Genomic DNA, 16,452 nt, shown 5'->3' on the forward strand with positions numbered 1-16,452 from the left:
TCAGTGGACAATGGGCGGCGTCCACTGCCAGTTCCGGACTTCGGGCAGATCCTCGCCATGCTCAATGAGGTACAGCTTGTGTTTCTCCATCATTGACCAATAGCGCGCCCTCGCAGCCGGCACTTGCTCGTGCAGCCGAGGAACGCGCTCGATCACATCCAGGGCCAATTGATAACGGTCCAGATTATTGATGACCGCCATGTCGAACGGCGTGGTGGTGGCGCCCTCCTCCTTGAAACCACGCACGTGGAAATTATCGTGATTGCGACGTTTGTACAGCAGGCGATGGATCAACGCCGGGTAACCGTGGAAGGCAAAGATCACGGGCGTGTCGAGGGTAAACAATTCATCGAACGCGCTGTCGGGCAAGCCATGGGGGTGTTGGTATTCAGGCTGCAGCACCATCAGATCCACGACATTCACCACCCTCACCCGCAAGTCCGGAACATAGCCACGCAACAGGGTCACGGCAGCCAGGGTTTCCAGGGTTGGCACGTCGCCGGCGCAGGCCATGACGACGTCAGGTTGTGCGTCGTTGTGACCGGCCCATTCCCAGCGGCCAATCCCGGCCTGGCAATGACGCAACGCTGCATCGACGTCCAGCCACTGCCATTCCGGCTGTTTGCCGGCGACGATGACATTGATGTAGTCACGGCTCTTGAGGCAATGCTCGGCCACTGACAGCAGGCAATTGGCATCGGGCGGCAGGTAGATACGAACGATGTCGGATTTCTTGTTCGCTACCAGATCGATGAACCCCGGATCCTGATGAGAAAACCCGTTGTGATCCTGGCGCCAGACGTGTGAGGTGAGCAGCAAGTTCAGCGACGCGACGGGTTTGCGCCACGGCACTTCGGCAGCGGTCTTCAACCATTTGGCGTGCTGATTGACCATAGAATCGACGATATGGATAAAGGCCTCATAACACGACAGCAAGCCATGGCGACCGCTCAGTAGATAGCCCTCAAGCCAACCCTCACACACTTGCTCGCTGAGAATTTCCATGACCCGGCCGTCAGGGGCCAGATTGATGTCCTCTGCTTGTAACGGCTCCATCCAGGCCTTGGCGGTGACCTCGTACACCGCGTCCAGTCGGTTGGAGGCGGTTTCGTCAGGGCCGAACAAACGGAAGTTGCTCGATGTTCGATTGCCCTTCATGACATCGCGCAAGTATGTCCCGAGAATGCGGGTAGCTTCAGCGCGCAAAGCACCTGGCGCTGGCAGACTCACGGCATAGTCGGTAAAGCGTGGCAGGTTCAGCGGCTGTAACAGCTGACCACCGTTGCCGTGGGGATTGGCACCCATGCGCCGCTGACCGGTTGGCGCTAACGCGGCTATTTCCGGGGCCAGAGCGCCATTGTCGTCAAACAGTTCGTGAGGGCGATAGCTGTTCAACCAGTCTTCCAGTTGCCGTACGTGCAGCGGTTGCTGGAAATCCGCCAATGGCACTTGATGGGCGCGCCAGGTCCCCTCGACGCGATGACCGTCGACAAATTCAGGGCCTGTCCATCCTTTGGGGGTGCGCAGTATCAGCACTGGCCATAATGGCCGTTCCACAGAGGCCGAAGGCTGACGCGCGCGTTGCTGGATGTCGCGAATCTTGCGGATGATGGTGTCGAGGGTTCTGGCAAGGTCTTGGTGCACACGCTGCGGCTCGTTGCCTTCGACAAAGTAAGGATCGTAACCATAGCCGTACATGAGGGCCGACAGTTCGTCCTCGCTGATGCAGGACAGGATCGTCGGGTTGGCGATCTTGTAGCCGTTCAGGTGCAGTATCGGCAGCACCGCGCCGTCACGCGCAGGATTGAGAAACTTGTTGGAATGCCAACTGGCGGCCAGTGTGCCGGTTTCGGCCTCGCCATCGCCAATCACACAGGCCACGATCAAATCCGGATTATCGAACGCCGCCCCGTAGGCATGAGCCAGGCTGTATCCCAACTCGCCACCTTCGTGGATCGACCCGGGCACCTGCGCGGACACATGACTGGAGATCCCGTAGGGCCAGGAAAACTGCCGAAACAGGCGTTGCAAACCGTTGATATTGCGCTCCACCGAGGGGTAGCACTCGGTGTAAGTGCCTTCCAGCCAAGTCTGCGCGACCACCGCAGGCCCGCCATGCCCGGGGCCTGCGACGAACAACATGTTCAGATCGTATTGATTGATCACATGATTGAGGTGGGTATAGATCAGGTTCAGCCCCGGCGTGGTCCCCCAATGCCCCAAGAGTCGCGGCTTGATATGAGCCAGCGTCAATGGCTCGCGCAACAGCGGGTTGTCCTTGAGGTAAATCTGCCCCACGGCGAGGTAGTTGGAAGCACGCCAGTAGGCGTCCAACCCTTCCAGTTGCTCAGCATTCAGAAAATCACTCATGAGGGGGAACGCTCCGCAAAAGACTGATAGACCTTTGTCATTTCGTCGATTCTGCAAGCCTGCTAACCCCTGGACTTGATTTACATCAAGTTTCACCCCCCACGTTGAAGCTCAATAGAAGCGAAGTTGCCAGGGCCTCGGTAAACCGGGCACCCCGTTCGTCCGTAATCAAGGTGGAAGGCCAAATGAAAAGCGTGTGCGTCGCTACGACACCTATGCTTATCACACACCTCAAAGGTACCTTTCCCATGCTTGAAGTTTCTTCCCCGCGCCCGCCCCTGCCTCTCAAGGCTGCGTGTTCCAACTGCAGTGTGGTGGAGTTGTGCCTGCCAATCGGCCTGACTGGACCGGATGTCGATCGCCTCGACACGCTGATCGTGCAACGCCACAAGGTCAAAAAAGGCACTGCACTTTATCGCGCAGGCGACCCGCTACGCTCGCTGTTCGCTGTGCGCACAGGCTCATTCAAAACCAGCGTGTTGTCCGTCGATGGCCGCGAACAAGTCACCGGCTTTCACATCCCCGGCGAAATGCTTGGCCTGGACGCCATCAGTGCCGACCAACATGCTTGCACTGCATATGCGCTGGAAGACAGCGAAGTCTGCCCGATTCACTTCGCCCAACTGGAAAAACTGGCGCAAAGCCTTCCGTCCTTGCAACACAATCTCAACAAGCTGCTGAGCCGGGAGATCGTGCGCGATCACGGCATGTTGATGCTGATGGGCAACATGAATTCCGATGAGCGCCTGGCGGCGTTTCTGCTCAATCTCTCGCACCGTCTGAGCTCGCGAGGCTATTCCTCCAAAGAGTTCGTGCTGAAAATGCGCCGTGAAGAAATCGGCTCCTACCTTGGCCTGCGACTGGAGACCATCTGCCGCGGCATTGCGCACCTGCGTGATCAGGGCTTGGTCGAGATCAGTGGGCGCGACGTGAAGATCCAGAACATGGACGGCCTCAGGCAGATGGTGTCTGGCTGTAATCGCCAGACCCACTGAACACGTCTGCAATGGAGCTTTGAACATGCGCGCCATGGTTCTACATGCTCCCGGCCAGCCGTTGCAATGCGAAGAGCGCTCTGTTCCCACAGCCGCCCCCGATCAGATCCTCCTCAAAGTACTGGCCTGCGGGGTGTGCCGCACTGACCTGCATTTGCTCGATGGTGAATTGCCCCAAGCTGTGTACCCAAGGGTGCCGGGCCATGAAATCGTTGGTGAAGTCACGGCGGTGGGCCAAGACATCACGCCTGACTGGATCGGCCGACGAGTCGGCGTGCCCTGGCTGGGCTGGACGTGCGGCGTGTGCGAGTTCTGTCGTTCGGGTCGGGAGAACCTGTGCGATCAGGCGCGGTTCACCGGTTGTCATCTGGACGGTGGCTACGCTGAATACACGGTTGCCGATCCGCGCTTTTGCTTTGCCCTTCCCGAGTCCCTTTCAGACCAGCAAGCCGCGCCCCTGTTGTGTGCCGGGCTGATCGGCTTTCGCGCACTGCAAATGGCTCGCGGCGCTGAGCATCTGGGGCTCTACGGGTTCGGCGCGGCGGCGCACCTGGCGATTCAGGTCGCGCTCGGGCGTGGTCAGAAGGTCTACGCGTTTACCCGCCCCGAGGACGACATCGGACAAGCCTATGCCCGTTCATTGGGTGCCGAATGGGCGGGGCCTTCCGACCAGCCGCCACCACACTTGCTCGACGCCAGCCTGATATTCGCCCCGGTGGGCGCACTGGTGCCGGCAGCGCTGGCAGTGACGGCCAAGGGCGGCTGTGTGGTCTGCGCCGGGATCCACATGAGCGACATCCCGGCGTTCCCGTATCGTTTGTTGTGGGGTGAGCGCAGTGTCCGCTCGGTCGCCAACCTGACCCGCGAAGACGGCACTGCGTTTTTCCAGGAGCTACGCCACACCCCCGTGCACTGCGACATCACCCGATTTGCCCTGGAGGACGCCAACCAGGCCCTGGCGGTTTTACGAGCCGGGCAATTCAACGGTGCAATCGTGCTCACGCCGTGACGGCTGGTCTGACCGCCAGAATGCTCCCCGGCATCGAATACCGCGCACACTCGGCCCCGGCGCTGAGGGCCGGCAAGGTTCAGGACTGCAATGTCTGTTGCGGTTTGATCGCCAGCACACTGCACGGCGCTCGATGCAGCAACTGTTCGGCGGTGGTACCCAGTAACTTGCTCAGCCCGTGGTGCTGCACCGTGCCCATCACGATGACGTCAATCTGCTGCTCGACGGCGAACTCGCAAATACTCGGTACCGGCGCGCCCTCGATAAAATGCCGGCGCGAGTCCGGTACGCCGTGACGTTCAGCCAGCGCCGCAAATGCCTCATGCTGCGCGCTGCCCTGCGCTTCATAGATACCGGTCGCTAACGGCAAGGCGCCGAACCCCATATCCGTGGCGTAAACCGCCGCCCAGTCATACACATGCACCAGTTCGAGCCTGGCATTACATTGCTCAGCCAGCCGGGTGGCGGCATTGAGGATCTGGTCGTTGAACAGGCAATCCTGTTCTTCGCTACGCATGACATCGACGATGGCCAGTACATTGCGTGGCCGTGGATGCGTGTCGTCGGTCACCAAGTGCACCGGCACGGGGCAGTCGCGCAACAGCTGCCAATCCAGTGGTGTGTAAAAAATCCGCTCCAGCGCGGACTCGTGCCGGGCATCCTTGATGATCAACATCACCGGCATTTCGTTGACGAACTGCAGAATCTCGGCAAACGGATCATGAACCCAGACCACCTCAGTGGTGACCTTGATGTGATGCCTTTCAAGCAGTGACGCCTGCTCTGTGAGCCACTGACGATGGGTGTGCAGATAACCATCGCGGGCCAGGCGGATTTGCTCAGGGGCAAACAGGCCTGCCACCGCCAGCGCTTGCACATAGTCAAAGGCCACGATGTGCAGCGGCAGTTGCATCGCCTGCGCCAGTGCAGCGGCGCGCTCAAACGCCGGCGTGCGCTCCATGGCTGGAGGAGCGATCAACAGTAAACGCTGAGTTTGCGACATGGGGCACCTCGGCACGCGGCCAACAGAAGGAATAGGCCTTCAGCGTGAACGATGCGGCCGCCAGCCAATTGATTTTTGTCAGCAACAGTCCGGATTGTGACCCGAGCCAAAATACCTGCCGCTTCAACCTTTTGGAGCAAGGTTGCGCGCCGGTCTGCGATCAGAGCAACAAGGTGCCCGCCCACATCGCCAGCGTCAGCAATAGCTGGCCCGGGATCACATAGGCGGCGAAGCGTTTGCCGCCACTGATCCAGGCCACCACACACTTGCTCACCGAGTTACTGCTGACGGCAATCAGTGCGGGCGCGGCTATGGCGTCATAGGGCAACTGCCCCGCCTTGGCCAGGCTCGCCACAGAAGCCGTAGCGGAGTGCGCATCGGCAAAGCCTGTGAGTGTCGCTGTGAGCATCACACCCACCTCACCAAAGTGGCTGAGCATTGCCGATGACAGCACCGTGATGCTGGTGATAGTCAGGGTCACGATCAAGGCGAGTTTGAGGTTGAACGCTTTGGCCGTCTTGATCGGTTCACGTTGAGTGCCCCGCGTCGGGTCGGGAAACATCAGGCAGGCGCCATACAACGCTGTTGCCACCAGTCCGAAACACAACGGCGCCCACAGGCTGCGCAACAAGCCCGGATCAACCGTGGCGAGGATCAGCCCGACCTGAATCACCGTGGCGAGATTGGACAGAATAGCGGCGGCGCTGAGGATTCTAATGTTGTCCGGTTCATGGGCAACCCGCTGGCCCATGGTGGCGATCGTCAAGGTACTGGAAGCGAACCCGGAGGCTATCGCACTGATGACATAGCCATAGCGTGAGCCCAGCGCTCGCACGGCGATATGACCCGTCGCGCCCACCAGCATCAGCAACACCGTCAGGGTGCAAACAGTGCGTAAATTGATCGCCGCATACGGGCCGACGTAACGATCCGGTGCCAATGGCAGCACCACCAGGGCTGCGATCAGCAAGACCAGGCCGTCGCGCATTTCAGCCTCGCTCAACTGGCTATTGGCAAAGTGATGGAGTTTTTCGCGATACGTCAGCAGCCCCGCAATCACCACCGCGAGGGCGATCGCCAGCGCCGGCGCGCTGGCGCACAACGCGCCCAAGACCAACACCGTGAGTAACGCCACCTCGCTGGTCACGCCGGGGTCATCACTGAGACTGCGCCAGTACGCGACGCTGATCAGCAACGTCACACAGACCGCCATGATCCCCAACAACAGGCCGCCGCCGACCTGCAGCGCCACATACCCCAGCAACGCGGTAATGGCGAACGTGCGCAAGCCCGCGCAATGTCGCGCGTCGCCGGTGCCCTTGTGCCGTTCACGCTCAAGCCCGATGAGCATGCCGATCCCCAGTGCCATCGCGGCACCCGACAGATCGAATACTTCACTCATGACGTGGCCTGTCCTGCAGGGCTTTTACGCACTGCTCTGTGCTTGACTCAACGGGTTCACACAAGGCTTGCGACGCCCACACGACGAGCCCTGAATGGCTCCGTCAACAACGTCTGGCCTAAGGTGGCGGGCCAGACATGCGGCGCGTCGATACGAGCCTGAAGCCGATCGACGAAGTCTTGTGCAGTTTGCTGATGCTTGAAGCTCACTTCCCAGTCATCCAGATGCACGACCCAGCCATGGGGTGCCTGTCTCTCGGTAATCTTGATGTTCATGGAAAGCCTCGGTAGAAACGGCTGACGAATGAAACGACAACCCATCAAGCCCAATTCAGATCACGACTTGCAGAGTGGCCATGGTGACTTTTCCCTGCGCCAGCGGCGCAGGTGAGTTCAGCACAGGTCAGAGTGTGGGCCGGGACTGCAGGCCGGAAGTTGATAATCGTCAACTATCCGCGCAAGAACGGCAGCGCCCGAGGCTGCCTGCCCGGGCTTTTTCATTTGTGCGCCGCTTTTGCGTTTTTGTGCGACAGATCTCTTTCTGAACTCCCGCAAGGCTCTGGCACGGTGTTAGTTTGTAAATGTATGTGTATCAACGTTGAGACACACCTTTCTAAACTGCCCTGCAAAGGAATGCCCTTCGTAATGAATGTCCCTTTCAAGCAATTGGCTGCCACCACCTTGATGCTGGCCGGTCTTTCCGTGTTCACGGCGCCCGCGCAAGCCAATATCACCCCACAACAGAGCGCTGAAATCCTCAAGACCTACAGCGCCGACAAAACCACCGATTTCCGCCAGTTCCTCGGCAATCTGGGCAAGAACGATCTGGCAAAAACTGCCGACATCGGCCCGGCCATTAGTGCTTTTCTCGACAGCAAGACGTTGAACGCCGACCAGCAGAACGAAATCTATCGATTGCTGGGGATCTACACGCGTGCGAAGTACAGCGCTGCCGCCACTGAAACCCTGCGCGAACTGGTGGAAATCCCGACTTATCGCAAGGACGGCGTTGAGCAGCACGACAACCCGGAATTCATCAAGATCGCGGCAAAGATCCAGAGCATGGCCGAGTCGTTCAATCTGAAATTCCGCAACATCGACAATCGCGTCTACGAGATCTCCCTCGACGGCAGCGGTGATGAAGTCGTGGGCATTCATGCGCACGCCGACGTGGTGCCGGTGACGCCGGAAAACTGGGTGCTCAAGGATGGCACCCGCCTCGACCCGTTCAAGATCACCCTGATCGGCGATCGCATGTACGGTCGCGGCACCGAGGATGACAAGAACGGTATCGTCGTTACGCTCTATGCGATGAAAGTCATCAAGGAAGAAAAACTGCCGCTGGTGCGCAACTTCAAGCTGCTGGTCGACACCACCGAAGAAACAACAGGCGATGCGATTCCGTACTACTTCGAACGCAATCCGACACCGAACTACAACCTCGCACTGGATGGTGGCTACCCGGTGGTGATTGCCGAGAAAGGCTACGGCACCGTCATGGCTAACTTTGCCAAGCGCAAAGGTGAAGGCAAAGGTGCGGAAATCATCGCGATGACCGGTGGTCTGGCGACCAACCAGATTCCCTCGGCGTCAGTCGCCACGCTGGTGACCGACAAGCCAGCCGAACTGGCTGCCGGTTTGCAGAAAGCCGGCGCCGAATACGCCAAGCGCAACGGTGGCAACTTCGAAGTGAGCGCCAAGGTCGATGGCCAGGACGTCAAGCTGACGGTGACCGGTGTGTCCGCGCACTCCTCCGAGCCCGAGTCCGGGGTCAATCCGGTGGCGCGCATGCTCGACTTCATCAATAGCGTTGATGGCAAGGTCGCGCTCAAGCACAACCACATCACCGATGCCGCGCGTTATGTCGCCGATAACTGGGGTCTGGATTACCTCGGCAACAAACTGGGTGTCGGTTTCTCCGATGCGTTCATGGGGCCGCTGACAACATCGCCGACCTACGTCGGCATGGACGAAAAAGCCTTCAAACTCGCGGTCAACCTGCGCGTTCCGAAGGGCAAGTCGCCGGAGAAGCTCAAGGCTGAAATTGCTGAGAAACTGGCGGCGTGGAGCAAGAAGAGCGACGTAGTCGTTGCCTTCGACTATTCGATCGCCGAGCCGATGTACCGCAACCCTGAGGGTGAGTGGGTCAAGGCGCTGTTGGCGGTGTCGACTGAAAACCTCGGCATGAAACACGAATTTGGCACCTCTGCTGGCGCCACCTCGGTGCATGAACTGCCGAACGGCGTGCAATTCGGTCTGGCCATGCCAGATGTGAAGTACACCGGTCACACCGATGGCGAGTTCAAGACTGTCGAGCAATTCCAGCTGGATCTGCAGATCGTGACTGAAATGATCGGACGCATCGGCCAGTTGCCGAAACTCTGAAGCTTGTGTGGCGAGGGTGCCAGCTCCCTCGCCACAGTTATTAATCCCCGCGTAATCCTCGCCGCGCAGCCTCGCTCCTGACTTTTGCACATCGGGCAACACAGAATTGCCCCGAAGAGATTGATAGCCACCTAACGAAAGGTGCATGCTAGAGGGCTCGTTCGGGTCTTATATCATTCCGAATGATAGTTACCTTTGCTTCATTCGATTCGTGCCATCACACCCCGCCGAGCATCATCCGCCCATCTTCAATACATTGGCGGATGCATCCATGGAACAGTCACTCAAACATTTGCGCTTCCCGTTGGCCATGTTGGCCGTACTGGTGATGAGCGCCTGCGGCAAGACTCCGGAGACTGCCGCCACCCTGCCTGCTGCGAAAGTCAGCGTGGCCAAGGTGTTGGAACAACCGGTCAACGAGTGGGACGAATTCACCGGGCGCCTCGAAGCGCCGGAAACCGTTGAAATCCGTCCACGGGTCTCCGGCCAGATTGACGCGGTGGCTTTCACTGAAGGCGCTCTGGTCAAGAAAGGCGACCTGCTGTTCCAGATCGATCCGCGTCCGTTCCAGGCTGAGGTACGCCGCCTCGAAGCCCTGGTTGCCCAGTCCCGCGCCAATGCCACCCGCAGTGAAAACGAAGCCGGTCGTGGTGAACGTCTGCGCGCCAGCAATGCCATTTCCGCCGAACTGGCCGACTCGCGCACCAGCGCTGCACAAGAAGCCCGCGCCGCCGTCGGCGCCCTGCAAGCGCAACTGGACCTGGCCAAACTGAACCTCAGCTTCACCCGCGTGACCGCGCCGATCAGCGGCCGCGTCAGCCGTGCCGAGATCACCGCCGGTAACCTGGTGACCGCCGACACCACCCCGCTGACCAGTGTGGTTTCCACCGACCGTGTTTATGCCTACTTCGACGCCGACGAGCGTGTATTCCTCAAATACACCCAACTCGCCCGTAACGGTCAGCGCGGTGCCACCACCCCGGTGTACATGGGCCTGTCCAACGAAGACGGCAACCCGCACCTCGGTCAGATGAACTTCGTCGACAACCAGGTCAACCCGAAGACCGGCACCATCCGTGGTCGCGCAGTGTTCGACAACAGCGCCGGCACCTACACCCCGGGCCTGTATGCACGCCTGAAACTGGTCGGCAGCGGCACCTACAACGCCATGCTGATCAATGACGAAGCGGTCGGCACAGACCTGGGCAAGAAGTTCGTACTGGTGATGGATGCTGACAACAAAACCGCGTACCGCGCCGTTGAACTGGGTCCGAAAATCGAAGGCCTGCGCATCGTCCGTACCGGCCTGAACAAGGACGACACGATCATCGTCAAGGGTCTGCAACGGGTTCGTCCTGGCTCCCCGGTCACCCCTGAAGTGGTGCCGATGGCCAGTGAACAGACCATCGCGGCACTCGCTCAACAACGTCAAGCGCTGGAAGCCAGCAACCTGCCCAAAGTCGCCCCTGCCAAAGGCGCGTCCGGTTCGGTTGTGAAGCTGGCTGCTACGACCCCACGCGGTTAAGGGACGACAACTCCGATGAATTTTTCCCAATTCTTCATTTCACGGCCGATCTTCGCAGCGGTGCTGTCGCTGTTGATCCTGATCGCCGGTGCGATCTCGCTGTTCCAGCTGCCGATCAGCGAATACCCGGAAGTCGTGCCGCCAACCGTGGTGGTACGTGCCAACTTCCCGGGCGCCAACCCTAAAGTCATCGGTGAAACCGTGGCCGCTCCGCTGGAGCAGGCCATCACCGGCGTCGAGAACATGCTGTACATGTCCTCGCAATCGACCGCCGACGGCAAGATCACCCTGACCATCACCTTCGCCCTGGGCACTGACCTGGACAACGCGCAGGTGCAGGTGCAAAACCGGGTGACCCGTACCGAGCCGAAGCTTCCCGAGGAAGTGACGCGCATCGGTATCACCGTCGACAAAGCCTCGCCCGACCTGACCATGGTTGTGCACTTGACCTCCCCGGACAAGCGCTACGACATGCTCTACCTGTCCAACTACGCGATCCTCAACATCAAGGATGAGCTGGCTCGTCTGAACGGTGTTGGTGATGTGCAGTTGTTTGGTATGGGCGATTACTCGCTGCGGGTCTGGCTTGATCCGAACAAGACTGCTTCGCGCAATCTGACTGCGACGGATGTGGTCACCGCAATTCGTGAACAGAACCGTCAGGTCGCTGCCGGTCAATTGGGTGCGCCCCCTGCCCCCAATGCCCAAAGCTTCCAGCTGTCGGTCAACACGCAGGGCCGTCTGGTCAGCGAGGAAGAATTCGAGAACATCGTCATTCGCGCAGGCGACAACGGTGAAATCACTCGCCTCAAAGACATCGCTCGCGTCGAGCTGGGCTCCAGCCAATACGCCCTGCGTTCGTTGCTGGACAATCAGCCGGCAGTGGCCATTCCGATCTTCCAGCGTCCAGGCTCCAATGCCATCGACATCTCGAACGATGTTCGCGGAAAAATGGACGAGCTGAAGAAAAACTTCCCGCAAGGCATGGACTACAGCATTGTCTATGACCCGACGATCTTCGTACGCGGTTCGATCGAGGCGGTGGTTCACACCCTCTTCGAAGCGCTGATCCTCGTGGTACTGGTGGTGATCCTGTTCCTGCAGACCTGGCGCGCCTCGATCATTCCGTTGGTGGCGGTGCCGGTATCGCTGATCGGTACGTTTGCGGTCATGCACCTGTTTGGCTTCTCGCTCAACGCGTTGTCACTGTTCGGCCTGGTACTGGCCATCGGTATCGTGGTGGACGACGCCATCGTGGTGGTGGAGAACGTCGAACGGAACATCGAACTCGGACTGACACCGGTCGAAGCGACCAAACGGGCGATGCGAGAAGTGACCGGCCCGATCATCGCAACGGCACTGGTGCTGTGTGCGGTGTTTGTTCCGGCGGCGTTCATCTCCGGCCTCACCGGGCAGTTCTACAAGCAGTTCGCACTGACCATCGCTATTTCGACCGTGATCTCGGCGTTCAACTCGCTGACCCTGTCGCCAGCGCTGGCCGCCGTGTTGCTGAAAAGCCATGACGCACCGAAAGACCGCTTCTCCAAGGTGCTCGACAAGATCTTTGGTGGCTGGTTGTTCCGTCCGTTCAACCGTTTCTTCGATCGTGCCAGCCATGGCTACGTCGGCACCGTGCGCCGGGTTATCCGTGGCAGTGGCATCGCCCTGCTGCTGTACGCAGGCCTGATGGTGCTGACCTTCTTCGGTTTCTCCAGCACGCCGACCGGTTTCGTACCTGGCCAGGACAAGCAATACCTGGTGGCCTTCGCGCAACTGCCGGACGCCGCGAGCCTGGATCGCACCGAAGAAGTCATCAAGCGCATGTCCGACATGGCGCTGAAACAGCCAGGCGTGGAAAGCGCCGTTGCGTTCCCGGGTCTGTCGATCAACGGCTTCACCAACAGCCCGAACGCCGGCATCGTGTTCGTGACCCTGAAACCGTTCGACGAGCGTAAAGACCCGAGCATGTCCGCCGGTGCAATTGCCGGTGCCTTGAACGGCCAATACGCGAACATTCAAGAGGCGTACATGGCGATCTTCCCGCCACCGCCGGTACAAGGTCTGGGCACCATTGGTGGTTTCCGCCTGCAAATCGAAGACCGGGGCAACCTGGGCTACGACGAGCTGTACAAAGAAACCATGAACATCATCAACAAGAGCCACAGCGTGCCGGAACTGGCAGGCCTGTTCACCAGCTACACCGTGAACGTGCCGCAGGTCGATGCCGCCATCGACCGTGAGAAAGCCAAGACCCACGGCGTGGCCGTCAGCGACATCTTCGACACCCTGCAGATCTATCTGGGTTCGTTGTATGCCAACGACTTCAACCGCTTCGGGCGCACCTATCAGGTCAACGTTCAGGCCGAGCAACAATTCCGCCTTGAATCCGACCAGATCGGTCAACTGAAAGTGCGTAACAACAAAGGCGAAATGATCCCGCTGGCGACCTTCATCAAGGTCAGCGACACCTCCGGCCCGGATCGTGTAATGCACTACAACGGCTTCATCACCGCAGAAATCAACGGCGCCGCAGCCCCCGGCTACAGCTCCGGTCAGGCTGAGAAAGCCATCGAGAAACTGCTGAAAGATGAACTGCCGAACGGCATGACCTACGAATGGACCGACCTGACCTACCAGCAGATTCTGTCCGGCAACACCGCGCTGTTCGTGTTCCCGCTCTGCGTACTGCTGGCGTTCCTGGTGCTCGCCGCTCAATACGAAAGCTGGAGCCTGCCACTGGCGGTGATCCTGATCGTACCGATGACCCTGCTGTCGGCCATTACCGGCGTGATCATCTCGGGCGGTGACAACAACATCTTCACCCAGATCGGTTTGATCGTACTGGTGGGACTTGCCTGTAAGAACGCGATTCTGATCGTCGAGTTCGCCAAGGATAAACAGGAAGAAGGCCTCGACCCGCTCGCGGCGGTACTGGAAGCCTGCCGTCTGCGTCTGCGGCCGATCCTGATGACCTCCTTCGCGTTCATCATGGGTGTGGTGCCACTGGTGTTCTCCAGCGGTGCCGGTGCCGAGATGCGTCACGCCATGGGTGTGGCGGTGTTCTCCGGGATGCTCGGGGTGACCTTCTTCGGTCTGTTGCTGACGCCAGTGTTCTACGTACTGATCCGTAACTTCGTTGAACGCAGTGAGGCCCGCAAAGCGGCCAAGGCCATGAAACTGGAGGCGCAACAATGAGTCTGAAAGTCTTCCTGCCGAGTCTGCTGGTGCTGGCACTCAGTGCCTGCGCCGTCGGCCCCGACTACAAGACCCCAGCCACGGAGGCGGCCAATATCACGGCCGCCACCGACGGCGCCGCCGGGCAAAAGAACTTCGACCGTTCGAAATTCGAAGGGATCTGGTGGCAGCAATTCGACGATCCGACCCTAAACCAGTTGGTGACCCAATCGCTGCAAGGCAACCGTGAACTGCGCGTGGCATTTGCCCGCTGGAAAGCCGCCCGGGCGATCCGCGACGACGCCAGCAACGATGCAATGCCAACCATCACCAGCCGCGCCAGCAGTGACCTGGCCAAGGGCCAAATCCCCGGCCAGACCACCGACCGGGTCAATAGCGAGCGCTATGACCTCGGTCTGGACATGGCCTGGGAACTGGATTTGTTCGGGCGCATCCAGCGCAATCTGGAAGCCAGCGACGCCGACCAGCAATCCGCCGAAGCCGATCTGTATCAGCTGCAAGTCACCATGATTGCCGAACTGGTGGACGCTTACGGTCAACTGCGTGGCGCACAATTGCGCGAAAAGATTGCCGTGGCCAACCTGAACAACCAGCAGGAATCGCGCAAGATCACCATCAGCCTGCGTGATGCCGGTGTGGGCGATCAGCTTGATGTCGAACGGGCCGATGCGCGTCTGGCCAACGTTGAAGCCACTGTGCCGCAGTTGCAGGCGGAACAGGTTCGGCAGAAAAACCGTATCGCCACCCTTCTGGGTGAGCGTCCGGACAAACTGACCGTCGATCTGAGTCCAAAAGACTTGCCGGCGATTGCCAAGGCCTTGCCGATCGGTGACCCAGGTGAGCTGCTACAGCGTCGCCCGGACATCCTCAGCGCTGAACGCAAACTGGCTTCGGCCACGGCGCGCATCGGCGTGGCAAAAGCCGATCTGTTCCCACGGGTCAGCCTCAGTGGCTTCCTCGGCTGGACAGCCGGACGGGGCTCGCAGATCGGTTCCTCGGCGGCCAACGCCTGGGCACTCGGCCCGAGCATCACGTGGGCAGCGTTCGACCTAGGCAGCGTGCGTGCCCGTTTGCGCGGCGCCGATGCGGATGCCGAAGGCGCACTGGCGACTTACGAGCAACAAGTGCTGCTGGCGCTGGAAGAGTCGGAAAACGCTTTCAGCGATTACGGCAAACGCCAGCAACGCCTGATCTCGCTGATCCGTCAAAGCGAATCGAGCCGCAAGGCTGCCGACCTGGCTGAAATTCGCTATCGCGAAGGCACGACTGACTTCCTCGTGCTGCTCGACGCTCAGCGTGAACGGTTGAACGCCGAAGACAGCCAGGCCCAGGCCGAAGTCGACCTGTATCGCGGCATTGTCGCGATCTACAAAGCCCTTGGCGGCGGCTGGCAACCGGAGACAGTCGCCAGCAAGTAAACGATTGTTAAAGAGCTCCTTTGGTTGGCCGCAACCAACCAAATTTTTTGCCCCGCGTATCATTCGGTCGCGGGGTTTTTTTATGCCTCGCCACATCACCCGAACGCCACTGTTCCCCTGTAGGAGCTGCCGAAGGCTGCGATCTTTTGACTTGCCTTTAAAAGAGCAGATCAAAAGATCGCAGCCTTCGGCAGCTCCTACATGGATCAGTTTTCCAGCACAGTGACGGTGGCCGTGGTGCCCGCTCGCAGGCGATTTTTGCCGGCGTAGTCGCCATCGATTTCGATCCGCACCGGCACCCGCTGCGCAAGTTTCACCCAGGTGTAACTCGGATTGATGTTGGCCAGCAGGCGGCTGCCCGGCGCGTTCTCGCGGTCGGCAATGGCGAAGGCAATGCTTTGCACCGTGCCACCGAACGTCTCCCCGCTCATCAGTTGCACCCTTACCCTGTCGCCCTCATCGATGCGCGGCAGTTTGGTTTCTTCGAAGTAACCACTGACGTAGAACGAATCACTGTCGACCAAGGCCAATAACGCGCCACCGGCCACCGCGTAATCGCCCTGACGGGTCAGCAGGTTTGTGACATAGCCACTGACCGGGGACTCGACGCGGGTGCGCTGCAAGTCCAGTTCGGCCTGGGTCAATGCAGCAATTGCCAGTTGCACGTTGGCCTCGGCCAGGCCCAGATTGGCTTGATTGCGTAACAGGTCCGCCTGGGCCACCGCCACATCGGTACTGGATTTCTCCCACTCCTCACCGGAAATCGCAAAACCCTGCTTGAGCGTACGTCGCCGCCGCTCTTCGCTCTGCCGCTGCTTGAGCAAGGCTTCACTGGCCACAATTGCCGCCTGCGACTGGCCCAGCGTGGCTTTCGCCACTTCCACCGAACGCCGAGAATGCTCCACGGCGAGGCGGTAGCGCGCCGGGTCGATCTCCATCAACAGCTGTCCTTTATCAACATGCTGGTTGTCCTGCACGACCAGACTGACAATGCGCCCCGAAACATCTGCCGACAGCGTCACCACATCGGCCCTGACCCGGGCGTCACGAGTCCACGGCGCGCGGGTGTAATGCTCCCAGGCAAACCAGCCGAGCACGATCGCCAGCAACACCACCGCCAATGTGACCAATCGCGTGAATAGCACTCTCAA

At 59.8% G+C, this 16,452-nt stretch carries 11 protein-coding genes; 6 read left to right on the forward strand and 5 right to left on the reverse strand.

Features of this window, described 5'->3' with window-relative positions:
* Positions 1 to 2,370, reverse strand: a complete 2,370-nt coding sequence (locus M9827_RS09520) for a phosphoketolase family protein (protein ID WP_250605227.1) — start codon at positions 2,368 to 2,370, stop codon at positions 1 to 3.
* Between the two features lie 248 nt (positions 2,371 to 2,618).
* Between M9827_RS09520 and fnr the strand changes: the two genes are divergently transcribed.
* On the forward strand, positions 2,619 to 3,365 hold the full coding sequence (gene fnr / locus M9827_RS09525) for a fumarate/nitrate reduction transcriptional regulator Fnr (protein ID WP_250605228.1): 747 nt from the start codon (positions 2,619 to 2,621) through the stop codon (positions 3,363 to 3,365).
* Between the two features lie 25 nt (positions 3,366 to 3,390).
* A complete protein-coding gene (locus M9827_RS09530) occupies positions 3,391 to 4,374 on the forward strand; it encodes a zinc-dependent alcohol dehydrogenase family protein (protein ID WP_250605229.1) in 984 nt (327 codons plus the stop codon).
* Between the two features lie 79 nt (positions 4,375 to 4,453).
* Here M9827_RS09530 and M9827_RS09535 read toward each other — a convergent pair whose 3' ends face one another.
* The 3 genes from M9827_RS09535 to M9827_RS09545 all read right to left on the reverse strand — a co-directional run bounded on the left by M9827_RS09535 (position 4,454) and on the right by M9827_RS09545 (position 7,054).
* Positions 4,454 to 5,377, reverse strand: coding sequence for a universal stress protein (locus tag M9827_RS09535; RefSeq protein WP_250605230.1), 924 nt, complete (start codon positions 5,375 to 5,377; stop codon positions 4,454 to 4,456).
* Between the two features lie 160 nt (positions 5,378 to 5,537).
* Positions 5,538 to 6,779: an MgtC/SapB family protein gene (locus tag M9827_RS09540; RefSeq protein WP_250605231.1), complete on the reverse strand. Its 1,242-nt coding sequence runs from the start codon at positions 6,777 to 6,779 to the stop codon at positions 5,538 to 5,540.
* A gap of 56 nt (positions 6,780 to 6,835) precedes the next feature.
* Positions 6,836 to 7,054 (reverse strand): hypothetical protein, encoded by a 219-nt coding sequence (locus M9827_RS09545; protein ID WP_250605232.1) that lies wholly within the window; start codon positions 7,052 to 7,054, stop codon positions 6,836 to 6,838.
* Between the two features lie 369 nt (positions 7,055 to 7,423).
* Between M9827_RS09545 and M9827_RS09550 the strand changes: the two genes are divergently transcribed.
* The 4 genes from M9827_RS09550 to M9827_RS09565 all read left to right on the forward strand — a co-directional run bounded on the left by M9827_RS09550 (position 7,424) and on the right by M9827_RS09565 (position 15,301).
* Positions 7,424 to 9,163 carry a dipeptidase gene (locus M9827_RS09550; protein ID WP_250605233.1) on the forward strand — a complete coding sequence of 580 codons (1,740 nt, stop codon included), beginning with the start codon at positions 7,424 to 7,426 and terminating at the stop codon, positions 9,161 to 9,163.
* 271 nt (positions 9,164 to 9,434) lie between these two features.
* Positions 9,435 to 10,688: a multidrug efflux RND transporter periplasmic adaptor subunit MexE gene (mexE, locus tag M9827_RS09555; RefSeq protein WP_250605234.1), complete on the forward strand. Its 1,254-nt coding sequence runs from the start codon at positions 9,435 to 9,437 to the stop codon at positions 10,686 to 10,688.
* Between the two features lie 15 nt (positions 10,689 to 10,703).
* Positions 10,704 to 13,883, forward strand: a complete 3,180-nt coding sequence (locus M9827_RS09560; RefSeq protein WP_250605235.1) for an efflux RND transporter permease subunit — start codon at positions 10,704 to 10,706, stop codon at positions 13,881 to 13,883.
* Positions 13,880 to 15,301 carry an efflux transporter outer membrane subunit gene (locus M9827_RS09565; RefSeq protein ID WP_250605236.1) on the forward strand — a complete coding sequence of 474 codons (1,422 nt, stop codon included), beginning with the start codon at positions 13,880 to 13,882 and terminating at the stop codon, positions 15,299 to 15,301. Before M9827_RS09560 ends, M9827_RS09565 begins: the two co-directional genes overlap by 4 nt.
* Before the next feature lie 206 nt (positions 15,302 to 15,507).
* Here the strand turns inward: M9827_RS09565 and M9827_RS09570 are convergent, their stop codons facing one another.
* Positions 15,508 to 16,452, reverse strand: a complete 945-nt coding sequence (locus tag M9827_RS09570; protein WP_250605237.1) for an HlyD family secretion protein — start codon at positions 16,450 to 16,452, stop codon at positions 15,508 to 15,510.

Origin of the sequence: Pseudomonas sp. AKS31 (assembly GCF_023634765.1) — a bacterium.
In the GTDB taxonomy this organism is placed as follows: domain Bacteria; phylum Pseudomonadota; class Gammaproteobacteria; order Pseudomonadales; family Pseudomonadaceae; genus Aquipseudomonas.

Coding starts and splice junctions, on each gene's coding strand:
- M9827_RS09520 (WP_250605227.1), bottom strand. CDS start 2,370: ATGAGTGATTTTCTGAATGCTGAGCAACTGGAAGGGTTGGACGCCTAC.
- fnr (WP_250605228.1), top strand. CDS start 2,619: ATGCTTGAAGTTTCTTCCCCGCGCCCGCCCCTGCCTCTCAAGGCTGCG.
- M9827_RS09530 (WP_250605229.1), top strand. CDS start 3,391: ATGCGCGCCATGGTTCTACATGCTCCCGGCCAGCCGTTGCAATGCGAA.
- M9827_RS09535 (WP_250605230.1), bottom strand. CDS start 5,377: ATGTCGCAAACTCAGCGTTTACTGTTGATCGCTCCTCCAGCCATGGAG.
- M9827_RS09540 (WP_250605231.1), bottom strand. CDS start 6,779: ATGAGTGAAGTATTCGATCTGTCGGGTGCCGCGATGGCACTGGGGATC.
- M9827_RS09545 (WP_250605232.1), bottom strand. CDS start 7,054: ATGAACATCAAGATTACCGAGAGACAGGCACCCCATGGCTGGGTCGTG.
- M9827_RS09550 (WP_250605233.1), top strand. CDS start 7,424: ATGAATGTCCCTTTCAAGCAATTGGCTGCCACCACCTTGATGCTGGCC.
- mexE (WP_250605234.1), top strand. CDS start 9,435: ATGGAACAGTCACTCAAACATTTGCGCTTCCCGTTGGCCATGTTGGCC.
- M9827_RS09560 (WP_250605235.1), top strand. CDS start 10,704: ATGAATTTTTCCCAATTCTTCATTTCACGGCCGATCTTCGCAGCGGTG.
- M9827_RS09565 (WP_250605236.1), top strand. CDS start 13,880: ATGAGTCTGAAAGTCTTCCTGCCGAGTCTGCTGGTGCTGGCACTCAGT.